Origin of the sequence: Pilosibacter rotomagensis (assembly GCF_045062245.2) — a bacterium.
In the GTDB taxonomy this organism is placed as follows: domain Bacteria; phylum Bacillota; class Clostridia; order Lachnospirales; family Lachnospiraceae; genus Pilosibacter.
In genome coordinates this window covers 113,695-140,018 of record NZ_CM170323.1, presented here as the reverse complement: position 1 = coordinate 140,018, position 26,324 = coordinate 113,695, and the positions used below count along the sequence as shown (strand labels likewise).

Sequence of the window (26,324 nt, the reverse complement as noted above, 5' to 3'; positions counted from 1 at the left end):
AGGAGATTATCTTTCCCTGTCTGCGGATTTTCTTTCGGGCTGTTCCCCGTCCTGCTCTGGCTCTGTATCCAGAATGGAAGTGTCCTTTTCGTCTAAATTCAGTTCGATATTAAGGGCGTTCAGCCGTTCCGTTTTCTCTTTCAGCTCATCTTCATAGGCAAAAGGCTTCTGCATTTCATTCTTTGCATTGGAAAGCTGTTCCTCCGTTTCCACCTTTTTGGTCTTTGCCGCTTCCAGTCTGGCAGGGAGCTTTGCAAGCTCGTTTTCAATTCGGGTCAGGTTTCCCAGAGCGTCAGAGCCTAACTCTACCTTATGCTTTGCTGTTCCACACAAATTTAAGCAATAATGCGTATTCAGCGTATCATAATAGACTTCCATTTTAAACCCTCGGTAACTACCGATTTCCACGGGATTTGCAAGGGGATTTTCCTTGCAGACTGCTAAGAGCATCTCGCCTGCGTCCGATTTTTCCTTATAAGTCACACCCTTTATGGTCATAGAGCAGAACTTTTCTTCGCCCTGCGGCTTATGCTGTTCGGCAAGGGCGGCGTCGTTTTCATAGCCTGCGATACGTTCCTCGTACTCTTTTATGGTCTGAGGAAAATATTTCAGTATCCTATCCTCAAGGTCGTAATGCTCGGACAGATAGCTCTGCTTCAATACCTTCAGTTTCGCCACCTGCATATCCAAATCCATTTTTTCCTTGAAACGCTCGTCCCCCGTGGCAAGCATCTTGACCTCCGCAAAGGAAAGAGCTACCTCGTCCACATCCTCGGCGGAACGCACGGGGCTTTTACTCGTCATTATCTGACTGATAAATTTCTGCTTGCTCTCCACCAACTGGTAGAGGTATGCGTCAAAGGTCTGCTCCGTCACATAGCGGTACACCTCTACTTCTGGGAACAGATTGCCCTGCCGTTCAATACGCCCCTGACGCTGTTCAAGGTCAGAGGGTCGCCACGGACAATCGAGGTTATGGATAGCGATAAGCCTGTCCTGCACATTCGTGCCTGCACCCATTTTCTGTGTAGAGCCTAAAAGGACACGCACCTCTCCGCTTCGTACCTTTGCGAAAAGTTCTTTTTTCTTGGCGTCGGTAGCGGCTTCGTGGATAAAACGTATCTGCTCGGCAGGAACGCCACGGGCAATGAGCTTTTCTCGGATGTCATCATAAACATTGAAAGTACCGTCATTTTTCGGAGTGGAAAGGTCGCAGAAAACAAGCTGTGCCGCCTTTGTGTCCGTGTATTCCTCCCAGATACGGTATACATTGCCTACGCAGGCGTTGACCTTACTGTCGGGGTCGTCTGGCAGCATCGGGTCTATCATCCTCTGGTCGAGTGCCAGTTTCCTCCCATCATTGGTTACTTTCAGCATATTGTCAACCTGCGGCTCGACGAGCCTTGCACGGATTTTCTCTGCCCGTTTCGCAAGGGAAGCCACCATTTCGCTCTGGATTTCGCTCGGCTTGGTTTTGATGTTGTGGTAATTGACCTTCGGAACAGGGAGCTTTAGCATATCGGCGGTCTGAATATCCGCCACCTCACGGAACATCTGCATCAGCTCTGGCAGGTTATGGAACTTGGCAAACCTTGTTTTAGCTCGGTAGTTTGTACCCTCTGGAGCTAATTCTAAGGCTGTAACGGTTTCTCCAAAGGTAGATGCCCAACTGTCAAAGTGCTGCAAGCCGTTCTGTGCCAAAGTATCGTACTGCAAATATCTCTGGACGGAGTACATCTCAACCATAGAGTTTGAGATAGGCGTCCCCGTTGCAAAAATCGTGCCGCGGCTGCCCGTGATTTCGTCCAGATAGCGGCATTTCATAAACAGGTCGCTAGATTTCTGGGCTTCGGTCTGGGCGATACCTCCGACGTTCCGCATCTTTGTGTAAAGGTACAATAGCGATAGGTAAGGTTTTGAAGTCATCTCCGCCTTTTCCCCCGCTTCACACCGAGCGTGCAACTTTCATCGCACTCGGCGTTCCATCAAACTAACTTACTACCCTCCATCGGGTTTCAACACTTTATGCTCTCACGATACATATCGTACTTACAAATTTCACTTTTGTTTATACTTTTGAATCTTCTTTAATGCCTTTTTGTCTATATCTGGCGGTATCGGTCCATTGTTGACCATTCGGTAACAGTCATTGCATAACCATATGAGATTCTGCACTTTATTTACTTTTTCAAGCGGAAGTTCCCCTTTGATGTGATAACAAAATTTTCTGTCATCTAAAAACAGCGGTTTCTTACAGCACTTACATTTGCCTTTGTCCCTGTTATACGCATATTCCCTGTTCATAAAATATTCAAAGTTGAATACCGTTTTTGCATAGACTGATAACTGTATGTCCCTTGCGGTATTAACGGACGGTCTGTCGCATGGAAGCGGCTTGCTTTTACTACGGTAGTAGCTGAAAATCCGCCTGCCTTCCTCTGTATAGGGTGTCATGCGTTGGTCGAACGGTCTGGTTTCATATTTGCTGTGCGTGATAAACGCCATAGTGATTCCAAACCATTCTCCCTCAATCGGAACCGCAAATGTTTTGCTTTTATATCCCTCATGCCTGTGTGGAAGATTGCAGAGTTTTTCCAGTGGTATCTGATACTTGTTGTAATGTTTTGGAAATCTCCTTTTCCACGCTGCCAAAGCAGTATTGTTAATTCTCCTGTCAATAGCGTGGAATGCATGGGAACAAATCGAGGGCTGTAAATATTGCGCCAATCCTACTATCATGGAATTGACACGTTGTATCTGTGCCGCCTGCACGCTCCTTTCTGTGATTTCCCCTATCACACGGACTTCTTCGGCAATCTTCTGAATCTTCTCTTTTAACCGTTCCATATCTGGCAGAGGCTTTCCTACCAGATTCTCTGTCCATGTCTTTTGGTCTGGAGTCTTCCTCTTTTTCTCCGCTTTGACTACAAAACCGAGGAAATGTATCCCCTCTGTCCGTAAGTCTGTTACGAAAGTCTTCTCCTGTGACAGTTCCAGTTTCATTTTGCTCTTGAAATATTTAGTCAGCATACGTTTTAACCTGTATGCTTCTTGTTCTGTTGATGTCAGGATTACCCAATCATCAGCAAAACGGAAGTTGTACTTTGGTGTAACGCCAGACCATTTCAGCCGTCGTGTATCATTCCTCTTATGCTTGCATTGTCTGTGCGGCTCCATATACATTCTTCCTACAAACCAGTCAAAATCGTTCAGATACACGTTTGACAGCAGCGGCGATAAAATTCCACCCTGCATAGTGCCGAGCTTTGTATCATTCATCATTCCGCTTTCAATATACCCCGCCTTTAACATTTGCTGTATCATCTTGATTACCCTCTTGTCATGGATTCCAATGCGCCATATCTTCTTTAGCAGGATTCTGTGGTCGATATTGTCAAAGCAGCCTTTGATGTCAACCTCAACCGCCCATACTGGTTGGTCTGGAGAATGTGTCGCTGAATTTATCACGTTTACAATGTCACGTATTGCGTGTTTCTGCGCCCTGTAAGGACGGAAACCATAACTATGCGGATAAAACCTCGCTTCACATATCGGCTCTATGACAATTCTCACACATTCCTGTATGATTCTGTCCAATACTGTTGGTATACCCAGTGGGCGTTGTTTTCCATTCTTTTTCGGGATATATACCCGTCTTGCGGGCTTTGGTCTGTAGTTACTGAAACTGTTTCTTATCAGTGCAATCAATTCTTCTCTTGGCATTTGCAGATATTTGTCCATTTTCACTTGGTCAACGCCAGATGTCTTACTGCCTTTGTTCGACTTGATGTTATGGATTGCGGTAACAATGGTGACTTCATTAACCATTGCTTCAACAAGACCTGTAAAGCTGATTCCCTCTTTTGATTTCTCATAGAGAAAATCTAAGGTCTGCTTCATTTCCGCTTCTGTTGAAAATCTGACGTTCAAATGCACAAGGCTATCACCTCGCAGTTCGTCACCCATATTTCAGGGAGTTGTTCTTTTCTTGCTTTGTGAAATTTGTAAATTAGTTTGACTAGTCCCCTTTGCCATGAGCATTTCAGCTCTTGTGATTGGCTTTCCCAATCTCAGACTACTATGGGACTGCTGACTTCTTGTGTTTTCATCACTCTGTATAGCTCCCACACAAGCTCTCAAACGTTCCTAAATCTCTATCCTTTTGTAGATTTAACTACTTGAAGACCTTAGGCTGCTACCTTACACCGTAGGGACAAATACACTTTGAAACATAGTTGTTGTGTACTCTGTATGATATTTCATTCATACAGGAATGTATTGAAAAACCAGCAATACATTCTTCCCTAATCTTTCGTCCTTTCGGACGCCTACTACTCTTACGATGCTGCATAGCTTCTTCTGCGTGTAACCATAGTCTTCGGAAGACCGCACTATATATTCCATATCCATAAGGACTTAGGACTTCAAGTTACGACTTCTTCACGCTTTATACGTGGGTGGATACAGCCACCTCGCATAGTGAAGTATTATCTCGCACACCACCTACTGCTTTGATATGCTATCATCAGTGTTGTTTCCGTGTGGCAAGGGTAATTCTCCCTTGATTTCGAGATTTAAGTTCTAACAGTTCATTCTTATTTCTAAGTGATTTCTGTCGGTCGGTTTCGGTAAGTTCATCAGACTTACCTTATGCGACAACGTTTCGCACAATTCTTGTAAAAATGGCTCTCATCAATAAAAAGCCTGTCCACGCCTAACTGTTCAAAGTCTATGACCGTATCCTTTCTTTTCGTATCATTGAGCTTTTTTAACTTGGCTTCAATCCCTTTCCTCGTTTTCATAAGCTGCTTGACTGTAAACTGCTCGCCGCGGGATTTCTGTACTTCTTCTATTCCCCTCTCTATATCGTCAAGCTGCCTTTGAAGCTGCTCCCTCTGGCGTTCCACGCTCATCTGGATTTTCTCAAACTGAGAATGACCGATGATGACCGCATCATAATCGCCTGTGGCAATCCTGCCGCAGAACTTTTTGCGGTTGGCGGTTTCAAAATCCTGCTTGGTGGTTACGAGGATATTGGCACTCGGATAAAGCCGCAGATACTCGGACGCCCACTGCCCGACCAGATGATTTGGCACAACAAACATAGATTTCTGGCATAAGCCTAACCGCTTGCTCTCCTGTGCGGCTGCGACCATTTCAAAGGTCTTGCCCGCCCCTACCTTATGGGCAAGGAGCGTGTTGCCGCCATAGAGGATATGGGCAATGGCATTGACCTGATGGGGTCTTAACGTAATCTCTGGGGAAATTCCGCCAAACGTGATATGCCGTCCGTCATACTCACGGGGGCGTTTGCTGTTAAAGGTATCATTATAATGCCGCACAAGGCGGTTTCTGCGTTCTGGGTCTTTCCATATCCAATCCTGAAACGCCTGCTTGATAACCTCCTGCTTTGCCTGTGCCGCCATTGTTTCTTTCTGGTTCAGTACCGCTTTCTTATTGCCATTCTCATCATAAAGATAATCGAATACACGGGTATCTTTGAGATTCAGCGTATCCTCTATAATCCGATAGGCGCTTGCCCTCTTTGTGCCGTAGGTGCTTTCCGCCTTGACATTCCCAAAATCAGAGGTCTTATTCTCAATAAACCAGTCCCCGTTGTATGGGGTATATCGTACCTTTATCCTGCCTGCGGCATAGCTCGACGGCGTTAGAAGCTCCATGACAAACTGCTGTATATCGGTTTCTGGTATCCATGTCGTTCCTAAACGGACAGAGATTTCCGCCGCACTCAAATCCTTTGGGATGACCTGCTTTAAGGCATCTACATTTAAGGAGAGGGCAGGGTCAGACTTTGCCGCTATCTCTGCGATTTTCAGCTTTTCCCGCACATCTCCCGACAGATATTCATCTGCCGTCACATACCTTGCAGGCTCTGAGTTTGGCACACGGAAGATGACGCCCCTTAGCTCCTCTGCGATTTCCTCCTGCGGCTTGCCCGTAAGCTGCGCCATATACGGTAAATCCACACGGGCTTTTTCTCCGATAGATAAGGCAAGGGCTTCGCTCGCTGTTTCAACAGAAGTCACTTCCCGATTGGGCTTTATTGTCCGTTTGTAGAACATATCCGCCTTGCGTTTAAAGTTCCCCTCATCGTCAAGCACCTCTAAAGAGCATAAGAGGAAGTAACTCTCATCCGACGCAAAAGCAAGATAATTCCCTCGGTTGTTGATAAGACCATATTCCTTTGTAAACGCATCGTACAAACGGTTAAGGTTTTCCTGCTCTGTACTTATCAATTCATCTGGGCAATCATTCGTCTGGTAGTCTATCAGCCTCCGCACACAATCCCTGATTTCAAGTAGCCCTTTCACACGGTTTTTCGCTGTCATGGACAGCGTGGCAGGGGTCATACGGTCATTCTCCCGAAAATAAATCTGACCATCTACCAGAGCATAAGAAAAATTCCGTACATTGGGGTCGGCAGGAATAGAGGCTTCCTGTTCATCAGAGATTTCGTCTATCTCGGTTTCATGTTCTGGTATCCCGCCGTTTATCCGCTGCATGGCGACCTTCAGCAGCTCGGCAAGAGGAATATCCTTTTTCGCTTTACAGGCAGCATCCATCTTGCCGAAACGTGTGCTTTCCATTACCATATCGCCCATAATCATTTCTGGATGCTGCACAAAATAGCGGTTCATCGTAACACCGTTCTCGTCGGTATCAAGGTGTACCCAATCTGGTTCTGTATCAATCAATCGGTCACGCTTCTGCAAAATGAGAATATCGCTCGTGACCTCTGTACCTGCGTTGGCTCGGAACGTATTATCTGGCAGGCGGACAGCTCCCAAAAGCTCGGCTCTCTGGGCGATATACTTCCTGACCTCTGGATTTGCCTTATCCATTGTTCCTTTGGAAGTGACAAACATCACAATGCCGCCCGTGCGTACCTTATCCAGAGCCTTTGCGAAAAAGTAATCATGGATAAGGAATTTCTGGGCGTTGTAGCGGCTATCCTCCACCTTAAACTCGCCAAACGGTACATTGCCAAGTACCACATCAAAGTGATTATCTGGCAGCTTCGTGTCCTCAAAGCCCTCCACAGCGATATTGGCTTTTTGGTAGAGCTGCTTCGCTATCTCTCCCGTCAACGGGTCAATCTCCACACCGTAGAGCTTTGAGCCTGCCATGCTGTCGGGGAGAAGCCCGAAAAAGTTGCCTGTGCCGCAGGACGGCTCCAAAAGATTGCCCTGCGTAAATCCCAGACGGTCAAGGGCTTCATACATTGCCTTGATGACAACGGGCGGCGTATAAAAGGCGGTCAGCGTGGATTCCATTGCCGCACGGTATTCCTCTGGGGAGAGGGTGGCATACAGCTCCCTAAATTCATTTGCCCATGCCGCATTGTTCTCGTCAAACGCCATAGACAGACCGCCCCAGCCGACATACCCTGCAAGGATTTCCTGTTCTTCAGGTGTGGCAAGACGGTTTTCAATTTCAAGGTCGTGCAAAAGGTTGACCGCCGCCATATTTGCCCTAAACTTTTCTTTTGCCCCGCCAATGCCAAGCGTATCTTTGGTAATGCGGTAGTTATTGCGTTCAGCGATAACGGCAGGGGCTTCGTCTATCCGCTTTTTCTCTGGCTCATCAAACTGTATCTTCTGAATGGTAATGTCATACGGCAGACCGTTTTCCACGGCAGGATATTCCGCTACGGTTTCTGTGGTTGCCAACATATCCGTTTCGGGTTGTTTTTCTGCCTGCTCCAAAAGCCTGCGGACATAGCCGATTTTCTCCACACGGTTAATTGGGAAGCCTGCATTGTTCTGGAATGTGATGTCACGCATAGAAACATCGCCGCTGATTTTATTAACACTTTCAATGAGATAGCGGCGGTTATCAATCGTGATTTCCTTGCCGTTCACATCATATCCGCTTACCATATAATCGGCATATCCAAAGGTATCAACGGTGTGCTTTGTTGGGTCGGTTATACTTTCAAGGTGTACTTCATCGTCAATGCCTGTGCCGACAACCTCAATCACACGGTAATCGCCGTCATCCATTGGAACAATGCCACCTATAACAGAATTTGCCGCCTGCTCGTTACGGATAATCGGGGTATCTTCATTGAGCCTGTCAGCAACTTCCTGTGCTTCTTTCTCGCTGTTAAAAGTCTGATAGATACCGTCAATAGCGTAATACCTGCCGCCCTGTGTATCGGAAACAAAATTGTTATCACGAATGATAAACGGCTCGTCAAAAGCATCGGAAGTCTGCTCCACGGTAAAGCGTGGCTTATCTTCGTATGGTTCTTTTTCTTCGGGTACTTTAAACCACTCGTCCGCCGTTGCCATAATCTCGGCAAGGAGCGTTTCATCCTCTTTCGTCAGCTCGGTGTGCTGTTCCAGATAGGGGATAAACACATCCCGCCCTCTTTTCAGGCTTTCTATCTTCTCACGATAGTAATCCTCGCCCTGTTTCTTCCATTCGGGAATAAACGGGCAGTTCGGGGACAGAGAGTATTCGTAAAAGTTTTTGATATGGGAGATAAGGTTGCCCTCGCCATCGCCAATGTCAAACCTTCCTTCATAGTGGAAATCTTCGCCACCGATAACAGCGGAAATCTGAAAATCAGTCTTATGATACCACCCGACATGATTGTCCTCGTTCTCCCGTTCCCGATGCTGCTTTTCGTCCAGAACGCCAAGCAGCCTGTTTCCCAAAGCAAAGCTCAAATCGGTATAGCGGTCATTCATTTCCCTGTCATAAAAGGCAGGATGTTCAGAAAAGCCAATGGAAAGTGAGATACTATCCTCCTGCTTTTCGGACGGTATTTCTGTTTTCTGGCTCTCGGTAATGATAACCTTTAAATGGTCGTTGGCAGGATTTTCTTTCAGCTTTTCTTCAAAGTCGGCTCGGCTGAACTCTTTACCAAACAATGGGAACTCCACATTCCGCAGGGATACCGCATTTTCATTAAAAGCGGCAATTTCGTATTTATCCGCCCCGATATACACCACATCCTCCTCGTGAAAAAGGTAATGTATCGGGTGCAGTTCCATCAGTTCCTGAGAAAAGCGATAAGCATTGCTGCGGCTGTAAGTGTCAGCGGTTTTAGCCTGCACGGATTTCAAAAAATCGGCAAGCTGCTGCACAGCGGCAGGATTGGCAAGTTCTGCTTCCATCTCCACGGCGGTCATATCCGCAAAATCAGTACGCCCAACCTCTGAAAGCAAGCCTTTCTCATAGCCATCCAAGTCGTGGAGAAAGTCGGAGAGCCGCAAAGAGAGGGTATCCCGTTTGTCGGCAGGCGGCAGCTCCCGTTTGCTTTCAATAAATCTCTGCCTTTCCAACTTTCTCTGGGTGTCGATTTCATACTGCGGAGCTTTGATGCTTTCCAAAAAATCAGCATAATGGTCTTTCTCTTTGGTATTTAGATAACGGTTGTCCCTGATAAGCTCACGCAGCCGTTTTTCCACCTGCGACCATTTGAGTACGAGGTCATGCTCCAGTGAAATCCCCTGCTTATCTATGGAAATCCCCTTTGTGTCATGCCACCAATGCCCTTTATTCCCATCTGGAAAATAAAATGTGCTGCTCCCTGTGCCGTATTCTTCTTTCAAAAATTGGATATTGCTTTTTTTATCCTCCCGTTTCTGAAACTGACGATAAATGCGGTACTTGCCGCCCTGAAAGCTTCTCCCTTCCACAAGAACAGCGTCAATATCTTCCTGAGAAACGGAAAAAGCAGAGGATTTTTCGTCCTCTGCTTCTGCTATCATTTCTATCTGTTCCTCTACGGTAGGAAGATTGGCTGTAACTTCTTCCTCGGTGGCAACGCTGCTTTTTTCTTCAGCAGGCTGTGGCTCGGATTCTTTGGATGTCAGTTGTAAATCAGTTCGCTCAGGATGACTTCCTCCGCTTGGCTGCGGATATTGTTCATCAGACCTACCCACTGCATCGGAGCCTTCTCTTTCAGCTCCTCCGTCACGCCCTGTTCCCTTAAAAGCTGCTTCGTCAGAAGCTCTAACCTCTGTAACGCCGCCTGCTCTGTCTGGTGCAGATGTTCGTTCAGCCTGCCTGTTGTCAGCAGGTTGAGATAGGTCACTCTCTTGTACTGTTCCAGATAATCCCTGTGCATCATAGCGTATCTGCCAAGCGGAATATCTGGCTCCGTCGGTAATGTGAGGTCGGGAATAAGATAATCTCCCTGTTTCGTGTAAGTGATTTCGCTCATTATCTTCGCTCCTTTCGGGTTGTTCTCTGCCTACATCATAGCGGTTTGCAGGTTGCTGTGCAAAGGTGCGTTTTTGTGCTTTTTCCGCCATTTGCACATTTCGTATGGAAAAAGAGATTTCCCTTAACGCCATCTCCGCAATATCGCTTGTGGCAATACCGATAGCGTTCAAGGTCTGCGGCGTATTAAAATTGATAATATCCGCAAAGTCCTCACGCTCAAAATGGGCTTGTGCTTCTATCCCACATCGGCTCATCAGCATGAAGGCTACGCTGTTTACGGCAAGCCGCTTATACATGACTTCGATATTCAAGTCATCCAGTTCCTCTAAGAAACTGTCCTTGATACAATCTTTAAGCTGTGTGGTATAGTCCTGCAAATTATCCTCCACAGCGTTTTTTGCCGTTTCCATAAGCACATCGGCAAGCCCGCCATTTCCCACCTCGCCAAACCTGTCCAAAAGCCGTTCCGTAACTGCCTGCTCGTATCGCTCGCTCATCTGCCATATCGGAACGGGTTGGCTGCCATAGTAGCCTTCGTGGGTATCCGACACATCAAAGTAATATTTGAGTGTGTTCCTGCGCCCTTTCATATCAAAGACGGCAATCCCCTTGCTGTCTTTATTGACCCAACGCTTAAACCGCTTATTCCAAGTTTCAAGCCTTGCCACGGCAACCGCATCGGGTCGTTGGGCGTAAATCAAAATCTGTTCGTCAAAGCGGCATTTATAATTTCGGCAGGCAGAGGCTAAAAAGCCCTGCCACGCCTGCGGGTTTTTCGTGACCGCCCTGCCTGTCCGCTGATACAGCTCTGTGATTAGCTGATACTTCGCAGCCATTTTCCTGCACCTCCTATCGTTCTAAATCTCGTTTTTTATGCTTTCTGTCATACTCGCCGCACCTTGCGGAAATTTCTCCATACATCCTATCCCGCATCTCACGTTCATAAATGCGGTATGCTTCTGCCTGCTCGGTAGGCTGATACCATACACTCTTTTTATCCGCTTCCCCCAGACTTTCATAGCGTTCATTTATCAGGTCTATATATTTCTGGTAAATTGCACGGGCTTCGGGGAAATTCATCGCATAGCGATAACGGGCGAGGCTCTTATGGGAGCCACGAAGTTGTGCGTATTCATAAAGCATACGGATAATTTCTCGGTCAAGCCCTGACCGACCTTCAGCAGCGTAAATTTCTGACAGCCCCTCACATCTCCATGAGTGGAACGGAGCTGCGTCATTGGAGCTGTGGGAAGATACATATACACCGTCTTTCTTCACAGTGATACGGTTAATAAGCTCCGTACTCATTCCCCACCCCCGCCTAAAAAGGAAATAACCTTATTTGCTTTAATACTCTTTTGCAGGTCGTTGATAAGTGCAATATCCGCCACCGTAACCCCCTGTAAAGAAAGAATATCGTCCATCGTCATAGCAGCAATCGCTTTTTCATCGGTAAAGCCTGCGTCCAGAATCTTGTTGATGACTTTGATTGCTTTCTGGTTCACTGCCATATCCAAACTCCTCCTTATCGTTCATAATCTTTATGCTTTGCCGCCTTTTGGGGCGGCTCTGCGGGTTTCGGTTCATAGGTGTGTCCATTTCTCTCCATCAGCTCGGCAAATTGGCAGATATGATAAAGGTCATTCCCAATCTCCGTATGGTACTCGTCAATAAAACGGCAGGAGCGTTCCATCTTTTCTCCCCACGCATAGTGGATGACGATTTTCCCGCCGTCTGGGATACGGAATAGTTCTCTATAATTAGAGTCGATAAAGCGGATGCCTTTTTGGGCATTCCCGATATGCCTGTCAAGCCATTCCTTTACATAGCAGTAACAGTAAAAGTTATAGTCGCCCCTTGTGGGATTGCATCGGAACAGAAAAGCGTGTTTCTCTGTATCTGCCCGAAACCCATATTCCATACAATAATTCCCCTGAAAAGCACTCTCAGGATAACGCCTTGCAAGAGCCTTCATATCATAACGGTTATGCAAAAGTCCCTTATCTTCCCGCAATACGTTGATAACCTCGTCCAGTTCCGTCTTAAATTCTTCCGTTTTCCACTGCGCTCTGGTATCAAACCAAGTCGTGTAAAAGCCATAGCCTGAGTCGGCAAAATCTCCACGCAGATGCCCGATGCTGCCAGTCTGCCCCTCAAGCTGCGTACTTGCGGCATAGGTGTATTTCTGTTCTTCGGGCAGTAAAGGTCGCATTTCCATATCAGCGTTCCTCCCTGTTTCTTTGTTTTTTCTCTTTTTCCTGTGCCTTGATTTTTATAAGGGCTTCCTTCGCCCATTGGGGCATTTTCTCTGGCTTGATTTCTCCCAGAACATCGTACCTTTCCCATCTGTGACGTTCTCCCGTAGCAAGACAAATACCAAACACCGCCTGACCTCTGCCGCCAACTGCACCGTTCCCGCCGTCCGCCAGTATGAGCTGATAGGCGGCGTGCTGATATTCGTATCTTTTCGGCTCTGCATTGATGACCACAACCTTACCGACAATGTTTTTCCCCCTGTCGTCTGGGATACAGTCAGCAACGGTAAACGGCGTTTTATCAAAACGGTACTGTTCCTGTTCCTTTCGCACAAGCTCTGCCTGTGCCTGCGCTCGGTCAAGAAATACCTGCATGGCTTCCAGATAATCATCCGTACCAACAGCATCCGCCGCCCACGGGATTCCTAACGGATTATCATAGGAACAGTAGCAGACCATAAACCGATGCTCCTGTGTATGCTGCTCGTCAACGCCCAACAGCACCTCCTTGCTGCCTACAAAAATACTCTGTTCCACGGTATAATCACAAAATATTCTTTTTTCTTCACTCACTTGGCTGCTCCTTTCTCTGCTTTTTCTTTTCCTTTAAAATCTTCTGCATACACACATCGCAGAAAATGATGTGACCGCACCTGTATCGGGGATAAGGGCAGGTCATACAGTCATATTTTTTCTCGCCGCCAACGGCGGCTTTCCTACCGTTCACGGTCATCACCAGTTTTCTGTTTCGGGACAGGGAGATTGTTATAGGGCATACGGCACTCCCTTTGGTATCTCTCACTGAGATTTTCCCTTGCCGCTTCTATCGTATTGCAGTAAGTTCCCCAGAAATAATTGTCGCCGCCCTTACAATACCAACACACATAAGGATTTACGGCTTTCGGGTTGTGACCGATGACAAGTTCCGTACTCCCGACAGTACAGCTCTCTATGATTTCATAGCCCTGATTCGAGCGTTTCTCATTTTCCATAAGCACCTCTCATTCTTTGGCATACTTCCGATATGCCTTTTCTCCAGTCGCCCGCCGCTTCTGTGCAGGGCGGCTTCCCGCCAGTTCTGGATGCTTCGCCTGTAACTTGCGGCGTGTCCTGCTGACACTCTCATAGCTCGGCAAACCGAGATATTTATGCTGTGTCATTATCTCCGCAAGGGGCATCGCCCCCGCATCTTTTAAGCAGGCATTACAAAGGGCAAGGTACAACACCATATCGTCGTTTCTGGCGTCTTTATCCTTTTCCAGAATAGCTTTGACTTTCTTTTCAATGGTTTTTAAATTTCGCATATCTTCCTCCAGAAATGGAAAGAGGGCGGCACGTCGTCGCAAACTTCATATCACTCGCTTCGCCACAAGCAGCAAAGCTCGTTCATTCCGTTGCTCCTCCTTTCCCCACGAAGTCCATATGACTTCGTGGGATTCCCCGACATAAATCGCCCTCTGTTCCCAAGACTTCATGGGTTACTTATTCTTTTTATTGCGGATATTCAGCCAGAGTGCCGCACCGCCGATAAACACGACAAGCACAATGGCGATAATTGTTTTCACATCCATCCTTTAGTCCTCCTTTTTCTTTTTTCTGCCCTTATAGGCAGCCACGCCGAGAATACCTGCACCAATCGCACACGCTGCCGCAAGTCCTCCCCAGAAGTCAGGGTTGAAGTCGTCGCCTGTTTTCGGGGTGTCACGCAGCTCATTGTGCATGGTTACGGTCACGCTTTCTCCCGTCCTGACCGTTACTTTCTGGTCGGCAGGCAGGACATATCCTGAGGACGCCTTATCGCTGACCTCCGATACGGTATATTCCCCGATACGCAATCCCTCAATAAAGATTTCTCCGTTTTTATCGGTGGTAAAGGTCTGGTCGTAGCCATTGTTTCCAATGACACGGAAAGAGAAGCCCTCCACCTTACCGTCAGAGGAAGTCTTAACGATTTTAAGGCTGCCTTTCTGCACTTCGTTCAAGAAGCCTTTGCCCACTTCATTTTCCACCACACAGGTCTTGCCGTTTTCCTCAATGGATACGGGATAAACATTCCCGTCTAAAACAAATCCTTCTGGGGCTTTCTTTTCACGGACAAAATATTTCCCGTAACGAAGCTCTTTCATCTGATAGATACCACCGTCAAGCTCGGTCATTTCGCCAAGCAGCTCATCCTCCTTATCAAACTCGCCGTTCCCGTTGGTATCGGCAAATACTTCAAAGACAGCTCCTGAGAGCTTATTGTCTGGATAATCCTTATCCGCCTTAGTCAGCTCGATATTTCCCTTAATGAAGTAGTTGACAAGCTCGATTTCCACAACTTCCTCTGCCCTGCCGATAGTTACAGGGATTTCTTCTTTGGAGAGTACAAAACCTTTCGGGCTTTCAATCTCACGGATAACCCAAGTTCCATACGGCACTTTGGCAAAAGAAAAACTACCGTCATCTTTCGATGTGGTAGTCTGGATAGCATTTTCCTTTGTAAATTCCTCTGTCCCTGTTTTAAAGATACCGATGACTGCGCCGCCTAATGCCTTGCCGTCCTCATCAGATTTCTTACCGCTGACAGAACCGTAGATGATTTTATTTTTAATCGCTTCGCCGTCATTCGCTGTGATGTGGACAGTTGCGGTATCCTGTCCTGCATATTCAAAAATTACGGGATATTTCTGGTTGCTGACGATATATGCCGAGTTCGTAGCGACTTCCCTGACATAATAGCTGCCAAACGGTAAATCGGCTGCCGCTTTGCCATAGCCATTCTCGTCAAGAGAGAGAATCTCAATCAGACCGTCGGCAGGGAGTACCGTACCGTCTGCGGCAGTCAAATCCTCTGCGGCATACAAGCCAAAGGTTACATCAAAGATTTCCCCATTGTTGCCGATACCGTACTCTTTATCCACACCAAGGCTCTTTTTCAGGTCAATTTCCACATGCTGTCTTTCATTGTAAAAGCTTGTTGCGGTTTCGGTCACAGACACCTCCTGACCTGCATACACAAGCTCGACAGCGTGGGATTCCCCATTCAGCACCATTCCAGACGGCGCTTTGATTTCCCTGACCTCATATTTCCCCAGATACAGCTCTTTGGATTTTGCCGTACCGTCCGCACCTGTGGTAACGGTATCTACGACCTCGCCTTTTTCGGCTCTCAGTGTACCATCCAGAGTGTAAATATCCTCGGCTGCGGTAATTTCATAAACCGCACCCTCAAGACCGCTGACATCATAAACAGGCTGATACAGACCGTTGTTCTCAGATACGGAGCTGAACACCTCCCCAGACTTGGAAACGGTAATCGTACCTTTCTGCGCCATATTCTCACGCACGACCTCAATCAAGGTAATTCCGCTTTCTTCCTCGGAGTTTTCCTGCGCCACATCAAAATAGACAGGCTTGGAATCTAACACATAACCATAAGGGGCTTGCACCTCAACAAGAGAATAACCCTTGCCGTATTCCAACGCCTGCGGTGTGATAAGTTCGCCGTCCGCCGTAGTGTAGAAAGTATCAATCGTCGTCACTTCTGGATAAGTGTAGGTCATTGTTACAAGTTCGCCGTTCGGGTCATAAATCTGGAATCCTGCACCTGCATACGGAATGGTCTTACCCGTTTCCGCATCTTTTTTCACGATTTTGATATAGCTCTCAAAATTAGCGTTATTGATAAGATAGCGGTAGGTCTGACCATCCTTGTTGATGAATACATCAAAAGGCTTCATCAGTTCACGCCCCTCCCATCCAGAAGTCTGCTTCACGGTATAAATGCCGTAAGGCATATCCTTTGTCTGTGCAAAGCCGTCTTCGTCACAGGTCAGCATATCCCTCTCCGTTTCTTTTGCGTTTTCATAGCTGCCTGCAGATTTTAGGAATACCTCAAATACTGCGCCTTCTTCGGGTGTTTCAATCTGGGTGTCTCCATTATCGGTATGCTTGATGATGGCGATATTTCCCTTGATGACCTGCTCGTTTACATCATTTTTTGTAGAATTGTATTCCACTGTATAAAGTTCTGGCTCCGCCCCTACATAGTGGATGGTTTCATCAAGCAGATAGCCCTCGGACGGACTGATTTCACGGATGCTCCAGTCATCGCCGCAAACATAATACTTGGTCGTAAACTGACCATTCTCGTCTGTGGTATAGGTGTCAATGAGTTCTTCCCCTTTGTAAATGCCGTAAACCGCACCTGCAAGGGAAGCGTCGCCCTGTGCCGTTCCTGTTTCTGCATCGGATTTCGTTACGGTCACATTGAATTTCTTTAAGATATTGGAAAAGCTGCGGTTTGTGACCTTGTTCCATTCAATCGGGGCGGTCTGGCTTTCGGGAACGACATAGCGGTCTGCCGTATCCACCTCCTCAAGCACATACGGGGTGTTGCCGCTGATAAGGACATTTTCAAACCTTGCCACGCCTTTTTCGTCCGTTACAGCATACTCGTCAACAGGCAAACCACTGAGAGAAGTTCCGTAAAGGTGGAATTTCACACCCTCCACCAGATTATCCTCGGAAGTCTTAACCACCTCCAGACTGCCACGTTTTAAAGTATTATTGAAATTGACCGTCGTCGTCTTTCCCCCGATGAGCGTGACCGTCTGGGTCTGCTGCGGCTCATAGCGGTCAATGGACTGCTCTGTAATCGTGTAGGTCGCAGGGAATAAGCCCTCCACGGTAATGTTGCCGTTTTCATCAGTCTTTACGGTCTTGTCAAAGCCATCGCCCTTGATGTGGAAGGAAATCCCCGCCACAACACCGTCCTCGGAAGTCTTTTTCAGGGCAATCGTACCTGTGGGCGTTTCCACATTGATATATGCCTTTACGCTGTCAGCGTTCTCCACACCCGTTACCACATCCTGTAAATTCGGGTCGCCGTAAGCAATTATCTTTGCGCTGCTGCTGACTGTCGGCACATTGTTCCTCGTTGCCGTGATACGGACAGAACCGTTAACCGCCTTTGCAGAACTGATGGTCAGCTTATTCCCATTTTTTGAAACGGATACGTTGGCGTCGGAGCTTGTAAAGGAATATTCGGAAAGAACATTATTTTTATCCGTAAGCGTCATACTGTATTTCCCGTCCTTATAAACAAGCTCCTTTGTAATATCGCCCGCACCGCCTGACATAAAGCTCGGTATGGTATTGTGCTTACTTATCAAAGAAACAATCTGGTTATAAACCTCCACTGAGCCGCTGTTGGGATAATTTGAACCAAAATTGACATTGTAAATCTTCTTGCTTGTCTGCCTGTAAGAGCCTGTGGCTTCCCTGCATCCCGTAACAAACTCCCACACAAGCGTCTGAGTGGCAACCCATTTTTCATCATCGCTTCCAGACAGGTTACCTCTGTTACCCTGATACCCATAGAGCAGGGCAAGCCCTACCGCCTTTTTCTGGTTAGCGGAAAGGGCGTTCCATGTTTCCGATGAATTTTTCTTCAGCGTATTTCCTGTCTTTAAAGGAACCCCTGGCTGAATACAAAACGCAGTATCGCCGTCCACATACATACGGTAGTGGTACTTTCCTGCGCCGCCTGCGGTATATCCGTTGAATACATCACTGGAATTGTATCGTATGGCATTCCCGTTCCTGTCATAAGTGTGGGTAAAGCTGATTGTGCCGATGTCGCCTGCGGCAAATGCCGTTGTTGCGGGCATGACCGAAAATGCCGTCACCGCAGCCATCAATAGAGCCGCAGCCTTTTTAAATAATTTAGGGATTTTCATAAATACCTCCTGTAATCTAAATAACTCTTGCCTGACTGACCGAAAAAAGCCGCCCACTATCGGCAGCTTATAATGTTTCTTTTTTCGGATAGTTACTGGCAGTAATCAGGGGGTGAGGTGTGGAGAGGGGGAGCAAAAAAATGTGGCTATCCCCCAATGGACAGACCTCGCCCTTAATGTGTGGCTTACCGTTCGTGAGCTTTATTCCGCTGTAAATGGCGGTTGTAAAACTCTAACGCCTTTACCACAAAATCTGTTTCCCTGCCTCTGGGAACAGACTTTGGTATGAGCTTGGTTATCCGTTCATCACGGAAAGCGGGCTTTTCCTTCTGGTTTGGCTTTTCCTCCTCCATAATGCTCTGGATAACCTCGTCTGTGAGTTTTCCGTCTTGGTTAAACTTTTTCATCTTAATCGCCTGCGCCAGTGACGGAGTAGCGTCATTGTACTGCATGGCTTCAAGCAGGGTGTATTGCTGTTCTTCGGATAGATAGGAAATTTCCACCGCAGGGCGGAAAGCAATCTGCCTGTCATCTACCATTTGCAGGATTTCGGGTACAAGTTCGGTCAGACGGATATAGCGACGGATTTGGTCTTTACTTTCTCCAACAAGTTCGCCTAATTCAGTATCAGACCGTCCTTTTGATAAATTAGTCGCCAATGGCGACGCATTTTCTTTCGGGGGTCTGCCTGCTTGTCGCTTCATCGCTTCAAGCCGCATTTTGTAGGCAAAGGCTTTTTCACTCGGCAGAATGACTGACCTCTGCAAGTTGCTCTCCACCATGACAATAATCGCTTCGTCACGGGTCAGCTCCTTGACCTCGCATTTCAGCGTTTCCAATCCTGCAAGCTCACAAGCCTTCTTTCTCCTGTGACCGCTGATAAGCTCATACCGCCCGTCCTCTTTGAAACGAACAGTAGCAGGCGTCATTACGCCGTTTCGCTTAATGCTATCGACAAGCTGCTCCATATCCCCGTCCATGAGAACCTTGAATGGATGGTCTGGAAACTCGTCAATTTCAGACAGGGGAATATCCCGTATCTTACTTAGCTTTGCTTCTTCACGGCTTTCGTCCGTCTGGAACAGGTCATCGTAAGCGGTCAGCTCGATTTTGTTTCCTCTGCTTCTCGCCAAGCTCTGCCACCTCCTTTCCAAACTGCTCATAAGCAGCGGCGACCTTGCCGCTTTTGTCATAGGCAAAAATGCTCTTACCCTCTGCGGTGGCTTCCACCGCACGGATAGAAAATGGTATCTGCGTATCAAATATCCTGATATTGCGACCATAGGCATTTTTCACGGTTGAGATTACCGTCTGCGTAATTTTTGTACGGGGCATTACCATCGTCATCAGAATACCGTCAATCCGCAGATTAGGGTTGATTTGCCGCTTTACCTTTGATACAGAGCGCAGCAACTGCTCCAGACCTTTAATGGAAAAGTAGTGCGGCTGATTCGGGATAATCACGCTGTCTGCCGCCGCCAATCCGTTAATCGTCAGCATACCGAGCGCAGGCATACAATCAATCAGAACATAGTCGTAATTCTTTTTGATTTTACTGATACAGGCTTTCAAAACACTCTCCCGATTTCTTGTATCAATCAAAGTCGTTTCTACACCTGCTAATTCCACGCAAGAGGGAAGTAAATCAACACCCTCATCGGTATGCAGGATACTGCTTGGAACATCCGCAGATTTTCCCTCTATGATGTCGTACATCACATCGGAAAGGGTGTTCGGCAGGCTGTCGGGTTTTGTATATCCCAACGCCATTGTGAGATTTGCCTGTGCATCGGCATCGACAAGCAATACCGTCTTACCTTGTTTTATCAAGCTAATCCCCAGATTGACCGCTGTTGTAGTCTTGCCGACGCCGCCTTTCTGGTTCGTCAGAGCAATCACTTTGCAATTTGACATAGTAGCGTCCTCCTTTCTCATAAATTTAGCCACCTTGTCAGAGTGGCTATGTAACGTCCTTTAAAACGTAAAAAACCGACTGGCTGTGATACCAATCGGCTATGTAAAATTTTCTTTATTCAGTTGTCCTTTTGTAAAGCAGGCAGCTCCCATATCTCATCCATATCCCATTTATCAGGAAATAATACCGCCATAATACGGAAAGCATCATACAGTCCTGCGATATATGCGTAGGCGGCATACTCTGTATTCTGCTTATCCCTGCATGAAAGCAGACAGTCGCAGACCTTTCTTTGTCTATCTGTTAAATCCAGTTGGAGATATTTCGTTTCTGCAATCCCTTCCTTTTCAATATCCGCCTGATAATCTTTATCTGCTTCAAGCAGTTCATAGATAGTTTTTTCCCTTATTCTATCTATGCTTATCTTAAACAGTTCTTTTAATTCCGTACCGTCCATTATCCTCTCCCTCAATTACACTGTACTTTCAGCTTTTTTATCGGTGCGCTCATAACTTTGATAATCAGCTCATCCACACAATCCGCATATCTGCCTTGCTGTATAAGCTGATTTTTTAATTCAACAAGGCTATGCAGCAACAGACTTCTTTCTTGGCTATCCAGATATAAATGGGTTTTCTTCTCTCTCATATTCAGCACCATCCTTTCTTGGCTTCATTATATATAAGGTAGGAAAATAGCTCAAAGGTACAAAAGGGGCAAAAAAATAAGCGTACCACTATTTCTAATGATACGCCTATCCGCTATTCATTTTCTAATGGCTGTCGTCTGCATTACATTGGCAGGGTGGACGCTACATAGATAAGTGAAGTCCAAAAAACCTTTAATTTCCGTTTGTGTTCCCACACCCGATATCTACCACCACAGAAACGTCAAAGTAATTTTTCAGGCTCTTATTTCGCATTTTTTTACCCTCAGACATAAACACAAAATGCTTCGCAAAGTGCCTAAAATTAAGGATTTCTACGAGTTTTTCCTTTGTAGCAACACAATAGTCTCCACATGCCCCGACATTCCAAACATGTCAACTGTCCGGACTCGCTTCACCTCGTATCCATGTTCCCCAAGATACTTCACATCCCGCGCCAGAGTCGAGGAATCGCAGCTCACATAGACAACTTTCTCTGGTGCCATTTTTACGATCGTCTCGAGGCAGAGTTCGTCGCAGCCTTTTCTCGGCGGATCGACAACGATGACATCGGCTTTAATGTGGTTCTTTTCATACTGTTCCGGGAGAACTTCCTCGGCTTTTCCGACGAAGAATTCTACGTTATCCAGGCCGTTGCGCTTCGCATTTTCTCTTGCGTCCTCGATGGCTGCCGGAATAATCTCGACTCCGCAGACTTTTCCCGCTTTCTGGGCGAGGAATGAGGAGATCGTTCCGATCCCGCAGTAGAGATCCCAGACAGTCTCACCGCCGTTCAGGTCAGCAAATTCCAGCGCTGTTCCGTAGAGGCGTTCCGTCTGTACCGGATTTACCTGGTAGAAGGATAACGGAGAAATCCGGTATTCGATGTTTCCGATTTTATCTCTGATGTAGCCAGGTCCGTAGAGATTTTTGATCTCCGTTCCGAGGATCACGTTCGTCTTTTCCATATTAAAGGAGAGAGAAATACTGTCCGCGCCAACTTCCCGCATCCGCTCGATGAACTCTTTCTCGTGCGGCAGTTTCTTTCCGTTGATCACAAGGCATACCATGTGCTCGCCGCTGGCGAATCCTTTTCTCAGGAGAACATGGCGGACAAGACCTTTATGCCCCGTCTCATCATACGGCTCAACGCCGAAATCTTCCATAAATTTCAGTACTGCCGCCAGATAATCCTTATTTTCTCCGCAGCCAAGCAGGCAGTCCAGCTCCGGTACCGAGATCAGGGAGTGGGTCCGTCCGGCAAAGAATCCGGCCGTCGGTTTTCCGTCCTTTCCGCGTCCGATCGGATACTGCGCTTTGTTGCGGTATCTCCACGGGTCTTCCATTCCGATGATCGGTTCCATGATGACTGCGTCCGGCACTCCTGCTGCCTGGTCCGCCTCTTCCGGCAGGAACAGGTTTTCCATGCCGCCGATGCGTTTTAAATGATTGTATACTTTCTTTTCCTTGAATTTTAACTGTTCTTTATAGTCCAGTTCCTGAAGCTGGCATCCGCCGCAAGCTCTCGCCACCGGACATTTCGCCTCCACGCGGCCTTTTGCCGGGGTGATGACGCGCACGAGGCGGGCAAAGCCGTAATTTTTTTTCATTTTCATGGCTGACGCCTCGATCGTATCCCCGATCAGGGCGTCCTTCACGAACCAGATATATCCGTCCACGCGGCCGATCCCTGCACCGTCCTCTCCCATGTCCTCGATGGTCACTGTAAATTTATCGTTCTTCTTGATTTCCATATTGCGTTCCTTCTATATAAATATTCTTGTTGTACATTTTTATCGCTGAGCCCACTCTGTCCTTTTACCTCACTAAGCCAAACTAATAGCGTACATCCCGTACTGAGAATATACCGAATACACAAAATACAGAACAGACCTAAAAATGAGTCTCAATGCTCAGTTTTTCTTAAGTATACAAGAACTACTCCCGCATTTGCAACCCCCATCATATAAACGAATGTGAAAATCTCTGCTCTATACCGCATACAGGCAAAACGACAGCGAAAAATGAATCCGATCCGCACTTTCAAATGAGTCACATTTTTGCGTCAATACAAAAACCGGCTCCCCGCGCCCCGAAAACTCCCATTCAGAAGTCCCCAGAACCGGAAAACCGGTCTTAACATATCAACTCTATACGTTAAACATTATGTAAATCGCAATGTCCAGTGGGTATTCGCAATCCACTTTGCTGCTTACCTGATTCGATTATGCTCTTGCCTCAGAACCTGCCTTCTTGCTTAACAGCTCCTTACCGGATGTAACAACGATGATCACACCGAGAACCATAAGAAGGATCGCAACGATCAGCTGAAGTCCTTCAACCATAAATACTGCGGTACCTGCGCTGAATGCGTTTACAAGAGCAAGCGTTCTCTGAACCAGTGCTGTGAAGGTTACGCAGAGCATGATCACGCACGGTACGATCAGGGTCTTGTTCTGTCTGCCTGTTACTTTTAAGAATACGCAGAGAGTGATCAGAACAAGTGCGCTTAACAGCTGGTTTGCGCTTCCGAATAACGGCCAGATGTTGGAGTAGCCAACTCTTGTAAGGATGTAGCCGAATGCAAGTGTGATGATCGTGGATACATACTTGTTGCAGAGGAATTTTCTCCAGCCCTCTGCGTGCTCCATATCGTCTACGGAGAAGAGTTCCTGGAAGGACATACGACCGATACGTGCTACTGCATCAAGGCTTGTAAGAGCAAGTGCAGATACACACATAGTCATGAAGCACTGTGCGATGTAGATCGGAAGACCGAACATCTCAAGAAGTCCTGCAACACCTGCAGAGAAGATCTGGAACGGAGTTCCTGCAGCTGCAGTACCGTCAGCAGCTGCGGCGGCGCCTGCTACGCAGAGTGCAAGTACGGCTAAGAGGCTCTCAAGAACCATTGCGCCGTAACCAACTTTTAACATATCCTTCTCGTTCTCAACGGTCTTGGAGGAAGTACCGGAAGAGACGAGGCTGTGGAAACCGGAAACGGCTCCGCAGGCTACGGTTACGAAAAGGATCGGGAACATGTTTCCGAGCTTCTCATTTGTGAAGCCTGTGTACATCGGAAGGTTCATGTTCGGATGCGCAACAACAATACCGACAACAGCGCCGAGGATCATTCCTGCAAACATGAATGTTGTCATGTAGTCACGCGGCTGCTTTAAGAGCCACATCGGAAGAACAGATGCAAAGAAGATATACGCAAATGTGAATCCTGTCCATGCGTCCTTACCGCCGATCAACGGAAATGCCATACCGATCGCAAGAGATGCAACTGTGCAGGCAAGTCCTACAAAGAACTCGCTCTTTCCTTCCAGGTTGAGCTTCTTCTGAAGAACGCCGAAGAACATTGCAAATACGATGAATGCGATGGAGATGGAACCTGCAGCTCCGTTTGTCTGGGCTGCTGCCGCAAGCTCTGTAACGCCGTCCTTAACGGTGTAAGCGTTGAATGTGCCTGCAACCATATCTGCGAAAGCAGCGATTACGATCAAAGTGAAGAGCCAGCAGAAGATCAGGAATAATCTCTTACCTGTCTTACCGATGTACTTTTCGATCAGAAGTCCCATGGACTTACCTTCGTTCTTTACACTTGCGTAAAGAGCTCCGAAGTCTGTGACAGCTCCGAAGAAGATACCGCCGACAAGGATCCAGAGAAGAACCGGAACCCAGCCGAATGCAGCCGCCTGGATGGCACCCGTTACAGGGCCGGCACCTGCGATAGAAGAAAACTGGTGTGAGAAAACGATCCAGCCGTTTGTCGGTACATAGTCCTGTCCATCTTCATGTGTATAGGCAGGTGTTTTTGCCTTCGGGTCGATGCCCCAGGTCTTTGCCAGCCAGCGTCCGTATACCATATATCCGCATAACAGACACACAGCTGCGATGAGAACGATTACTAATGTGTTCATGTCATTTCGCTCCTTTGTAAATTCATTTTGTCATACCGGAATGTCGCAAGTTCCGGTCCCTGTAGTCCATCCATATTCAAACGATCCTGAAAATACGGCAGAAATCGCTGTGGAATCTACGTACAAAACAAAAAATCCCTCGTCTCCACAGGGATCGCTCCCTTAGAAGACGAAGGATCTAACATTCTCCGCGTTACCACTTCTGTTGCCGGAAAACCGGCCTCTCAGTCCCATCCTCCTCAAGTATCTGCAGTACTTTCAGATGAATCGGTCCCCTTTTAACGGTGAGGTTTCCGTCCGGGATTACTAAAACGTTTTGTTCACCCCGGCTGCTTGCAGGTGATAACTTCCACCCTTCTTACCTGCCTCGCACCATCCGGCAGTTCTCTGAATAAGATTTCGATTGAAAGTCCTGTCCCGTTCATCGCATTTGAATATGAACAACAATCATTTTAGTCAGAAAATTGATTTTGTCAACCGCTTCTTTTTTATCTTTGCACGTTCTTATCGCTTTCCAGCGCACATAAGTCTTTGTATAGCGGACATACTTTCTTATGTGTCCGTCTCTAGCAAATTCACAGTGAAATTTTGCACGATTTATCGAATTGGACGGACCAATTTTTCTACAACTTACAAAACCTGCCGTCTGCATCTTTTTCAGTGCATAACGGCAGGTTCTCTCTATTCTCTATCTTCTATTCTTCGCTCGTACGGCGAACATTTGTCTCCATGAAGCGGTTATAACCGAGCCATCCCATGTTGTCACCGGCTCCTCTTAACACCTCTGTCATCGTCTCCATTCTCGCGTCCGCATTGTCCGCAAGGTTCAGCGCCATCGCCTCGATCAGCGCCGGTTTCTTCGGAGAACCGTATTCCAGCTCGCCATGGTGGGCAAGAATGCAGTGGATCAACTCACTCTCCAGTTTTTTCGGGAATCCCGGCATCGCATCGATCCGTTCCTTTACCATCTGGGAACCAATGATGATATGTCCGAGAAGCTGTCCGTCATCCGTATAATCATTGGCCGGGAATGCAGAAAGTTCCTTTGTCTTTCCGATATCATGGAACATCGCTGCTGTTAGAAGAAGATCGCGGTTGATCAGCGGATACTGTTTGCTGAAATAGTCGCACATCTTCACGACACTTAACGTATGCTCTAAAAGTCCGCCGACAAAACCGTGGTGAACACTCTTTGCCGCTGAGTGGAAGGAAAATGCCTTCATAAATTCCGGATCATTAAAATAACCGGATGCAAGTTTTCTCAGATATTCATTTTTGATCGTCGTAATGTACTGAATCAGTTCATGCTGCATCGCAGGGATATCCTTCGTCGTCACCGGAAGATAATCTGCCGGATGGTACTCACCTTCGTCTGCCTTGCGGATCCTCTTTACGTTTAACTGGTTCTGTCCCTGGAACAGGGTCACATCCGCATCGACATATACATAATCCAAAGCGGAAAACTCATTGATCCCCGGAGAACTCAGCTCCCAGATCTTCGCGTCAACGGTTCCCGTCTTATCCTGAAGTACAAGAGATCCGTACTCTTTTCCATTTTTTGTAAGTGCGATCTGTTTTGTTTTGCACAGATATACATCCGAAATGTGATTTCCTTCCCGGAATGTTTCAATAAATCTCATAATTTCTCCTTTTCTGATC

At 47.1% G+C, this 26,324-nt stretch carries 16 protein-coding genes, 1 pseudogene and 1 other annotated feature; all 17 genes and pseudogenes read right to left on the bottom strand.

Translation table 11 applies throughout. From position 1 onward, the window contains the following. Positions 1 to 6 precede the first annotated feature (6 nt). Positions 7 to 1,899 (bottom strand): annotated as a pseudogene (locus ACI3EW_RS00585) (helicase-related protein); the annotation flags it as partial. A 159-nt stretch (positions 1,900 to 2,058) separates the two neighbouring features. Further along, entirely contained in the window at positions 2,059 to 3,900 is a 1,842-nt protein-coding gene (gene ltrA / locus ACI3EW_RS00580; protein ID WP_405580528.1) for a group II intron reverse transcriptase/maturase, read from the bottom strand. A gap of 743 nt (positions 3,901 to 4,643) precedes the next feature. Next, positions 4,644 to 11,036 (bottom strand): LPD25 domain-containing protein, encoded by a 6,393-nt coding sequence (locus ACI3EW_RS00575; RefSeq protein WP_463668444.1) that lies wholly within the window; start codon positions 11,034 to 11,036, stop codon positions 4,644 to 4,646. A 13-nt stretch (positions 11,037 to 11,049) separates the two neighbouring features. Continuing rightward, a complete protein-coding gene (locus ACI3EW_RS00570) occupies positions 11,050 to 11,508 on the bottom strand; it encodes a hypothetical protein (RefSeq protein WP_405580531.1) in 459 nt (152 codons plus the stop codon). Beyond that, positions 11,505 to 11,711 carry a hypothetical protein gene (locus tag ACI3EW_RS00565; RefSeq protein ID WP_066578318.1) on the bottom strand — a complete coding sequence of 69 codons (207 nt, stop codon included), beginning with the start codon at positions 11,709 to 11,711 and terminating at the stop codon, positions 11,505 to 11,507. The genes ACI3EW_RS00570 and ACI3EW_RS00565 overlap by 4 nt, the downstream gene beginning before the upstream one ends. A 14-nt stretch (positions 11,712 to 11,725) precedes the next feature. Beyond that, a complete protein-coding gene (locus tag ACI3EW_RS00560; RefSeq protein WP_405580534.1) occupies positions 11,726 to 12,418 on the bottom strand; it encodes a hypothetical protein in 693 nt (230 codons plus the stop codon). 1 nt (position 12,419) lies between these two features. Continuing rightward, complete coding sequence (locus ACI3EW_RS00555) at positions 12,420 to 13,028, bottom strand: hypothetical protein (RefSeq protein WP_405580537.1); 609 nt, start codon at positions 13,026 to 13,028, stop codon at positions 12,420 to 12,422. 143 nt (positions 13,029 to 13,171) lie between these two features. Further along, positions 13,172 to 13,447, bottom strand: coding sequence for a hypothetical protein (locus tag ACI3EW_RS00550; RefSeq protein ID WP_405580540.1), 276 nt, complete (start codon positions 13,445 to 13,447; stop codon positions 13,172 to 13,174). Between the two features lie 9 nt (positions 13,448 to 13,456). After that, the gene (locus ACI3EW_RS00545; RefSeq protein WP_405580543.1) at positions 13,457 to 13,759 is read right to left on the bottom strand and encodes a hypothetical protein; all 303 of its coding nucleotides are present in this window, start codon (positions 13,757 to 13,759) and stop codon (positions 13,457 to 13,459) included. Between the two features lie 270 nt (positions 13,760 to 14,029). Beyond that, the gene (locus ACI3EW_RS00540) at positions 14,030 to 18,178 is read right to left on the bottom strand and encodes a SpaA isopeptide-forming pilin-related protein (protein WP_405580546.1); all 4,149 of its coding nucleotides are present in this window, start codon (positions 18,176 to 18,178) and stop codon (positions 14,030 to 14,032) included. Positions 18,179 to 18,363: 185 nt separating this feature from the next. Next, positions 18,364 to 19,311 carry a ParB/RepB/Spo0J family partition protein gene (locus ACI3EW_RS00535; protein ID WP_405580549.1) on the bottom strand — a complete coding sequence of 316 codons (948 nt, stop codon included), beginning with the start codon at positions 19,309 to 19,311 and terminating at the stop codon, positions 18,364 to 18,366. Further along, positions 19,265 to 20,092 carry a ParA family protein gene (locus ACI3EW_RS00530; protein WP_405580553.1) on the bottom strand — a complete coding sequence of 276 codons (828 nt, stop codon included), beginning with the start codon at positions 20,090 to 20,092 and terminating at the stop codon, positions 19,265 to 19,267. The genes ACI3EW_RS00535 and ACI3EW_RS00530 overlap by 47 nt, the downstream gene beginning before the upstream one ends. A gap of 119 nt (positions 20,093 to 20,211) precedes the next feature. Next, entirely contained in the window at positions 20,212 to 20,550 is a 339-nt protein-coding gene (locus tag ACI3EW_RS00525) for a hypothetical protein (protein ID WP_405580556.1), read from the bottom strand. 11 nt (positions 20,551 to 20,561) lie between these two features. Then, the gene (locus tag ACI3EW_RS00520) at positions 20,562 to 20,741 is read right to left on the bottom strand and encodes a hypothetical protein (RefSeq protein ID WP_066578341.1); all 180 of its coding nucleotides are present in this window, start codon (positions 20,739 to 20,741) and stop codon (positions 20,562 to 20,564) included. Between the two features lie 333 nt (positions 20,742 to 21,074). Beyond that, a complete protein-coding gene (gene rlmD / locus ACI3EW_RS00515; protein ID WP_485663248.1) occupies positions 21,075 to 22,493 on the bottom strand; it encodes a 23S rRNA (uracil(1939)-C(5))-methyltransferase RlmD in 1,419 nt (472 codons plus the stop codon). Positions 22,494 to 22,964: 471 nt separating this feature from the next. Then, the gene (locus tag ACI3EW_RS00510) at positions 22,965 to 24,665 is read right to left on the bottom strand and encodes a carbon starvation CstA family protein (protein WP_405580562.1); all 1,701 of its coding nucleotides are present in this window, start codon (positions 24,663 to 24,665) and stop codon (positions 22,965 to 22,967) included. Between the two features lie 162 nt (positions 24,666 to 24,827). Beyond that, positions 24,828 to 25,099 (bottom strand) — a binding site (T-box leader). Positions 25,100 to 25,360: 261 nt separating this feature from the next. Continuing rightward, complete coding sequence (locus ACI3EW_RS00505) at positions 25,361 to 26,305, bottom strand: 3'-5' exoribonuclease YhaM family protein (RefSeq protein WP_118321794.1); 945 nt, start codon at positions 26,303 to 26,305, stop codon at positions 25,361 to 25,363. Positions 26,306 to 26,324: the final 19 nt, after the last annotated feature.

Excerpts from the sequence above, each read along its gene's own strand:
- ACI3EW_RS00570 (WP_405580531.1), bottom strand. The coding sequence starts at position 11,508 with ATGAGTACGGAGCTTATTAACCGTATCACTGTGAAGAAAGACGGTGTA.
- ACI3EW_RS00545 (WP_405580543.1), bottom strand. The coding sequence starts at position 13,759 with ATGCGAAATTTAAAAACCATTGAAAAGAAAGTCAAAGCTATTCTGGAA.
- ltrA (WP_405580528.1), bottom strand. The coding sequence starts at position 3,900 with ATGAAGCAGACCTTAGATTTTCTCTATGAGAAATCAAAAGAGGGAATC.
- ACI3EW_RS00575 (WP_463668444.1), bottom strand. The coding sequence starts at position 11,036 with ATGGCTGCGAAGTATCAGCTAATCACAGAGCTGTATCAGCGGACAGGC.
- ACI3EW_RS00505 (WP_118321794.1), bottom strand. The coding sequence starts at position 26,305 with ATGAGATTTATTGAAACATTCCGGGAAGGAAATCACATTTCGGATGTA.
- ACI3EW_RS00550 (WP_405580540.1), bottom strand. The coding sequence starts at position 13,447 with ATGGAAAATGAGAAACGCTCGAATCAGGGCTATGAAATCATAGAGAGC.
- ACI3EW_RS00520 (WP_066578341.1), bottom strand. The coding sequence starts at position 20,741 with ATGAGAGAGAAGAAAACCCATTTATATCTGGATAGCCAAGAAAGAAGT.
- ACI3EW_RS00560 (WP_405580534.1), bottom strand. The coding sequence starts at position 12,418 with ATGGAAATGCGACCTTTACTGCCCGAAGAACAGAAATACACCTATGCC.
- ACI3EW_RS00530 (WP_405580553.1), bottom strand. The coding sequence starts at position 20,092 with ATGTCAAATTGCAAAGTGATTGCTCTGACGAACCAGAAAGGCGGCGTC.
- ACI3EW_RS00525 (WP_405580556.1), bottom strand. The coding sequence starts at position 20,550 with ATGGACGGTACGGAATTAAAAGAACTGTTTAAGATAAGCATAGATAGA.
- ACI3EW_RS00565 (WP_066578318.1), bottom strand. The coding sequence starts at position 11,711 with ATGGCAGTGAACCAGAAAGCAATCAAAGTCATCAACAAGATTCTGGAC.
- rlmD (WP_485663248.1), bottom strand. The coding sequence starts at position 22,493 with ATGGAAATCAAGAAGAACGATAAATTTACAGTGACCATCGAGGACATG.
- ACI3EW_RS00540 (WP_405580546.1), bottom strand. The coding sequence starts at position 18,178 with ATGAAAATCCCTAAATTATTTAAAAAGGCTGCGGCTCTATTGATGGCT.
- ACI3EW_RS00510 (WP_405580562.1), bottom strand. The coding sequence starts at position 24,665 with ATGAACACATTAGTAATCGTTCTCATCGCAGCTGTGTGTCTGTTATGC.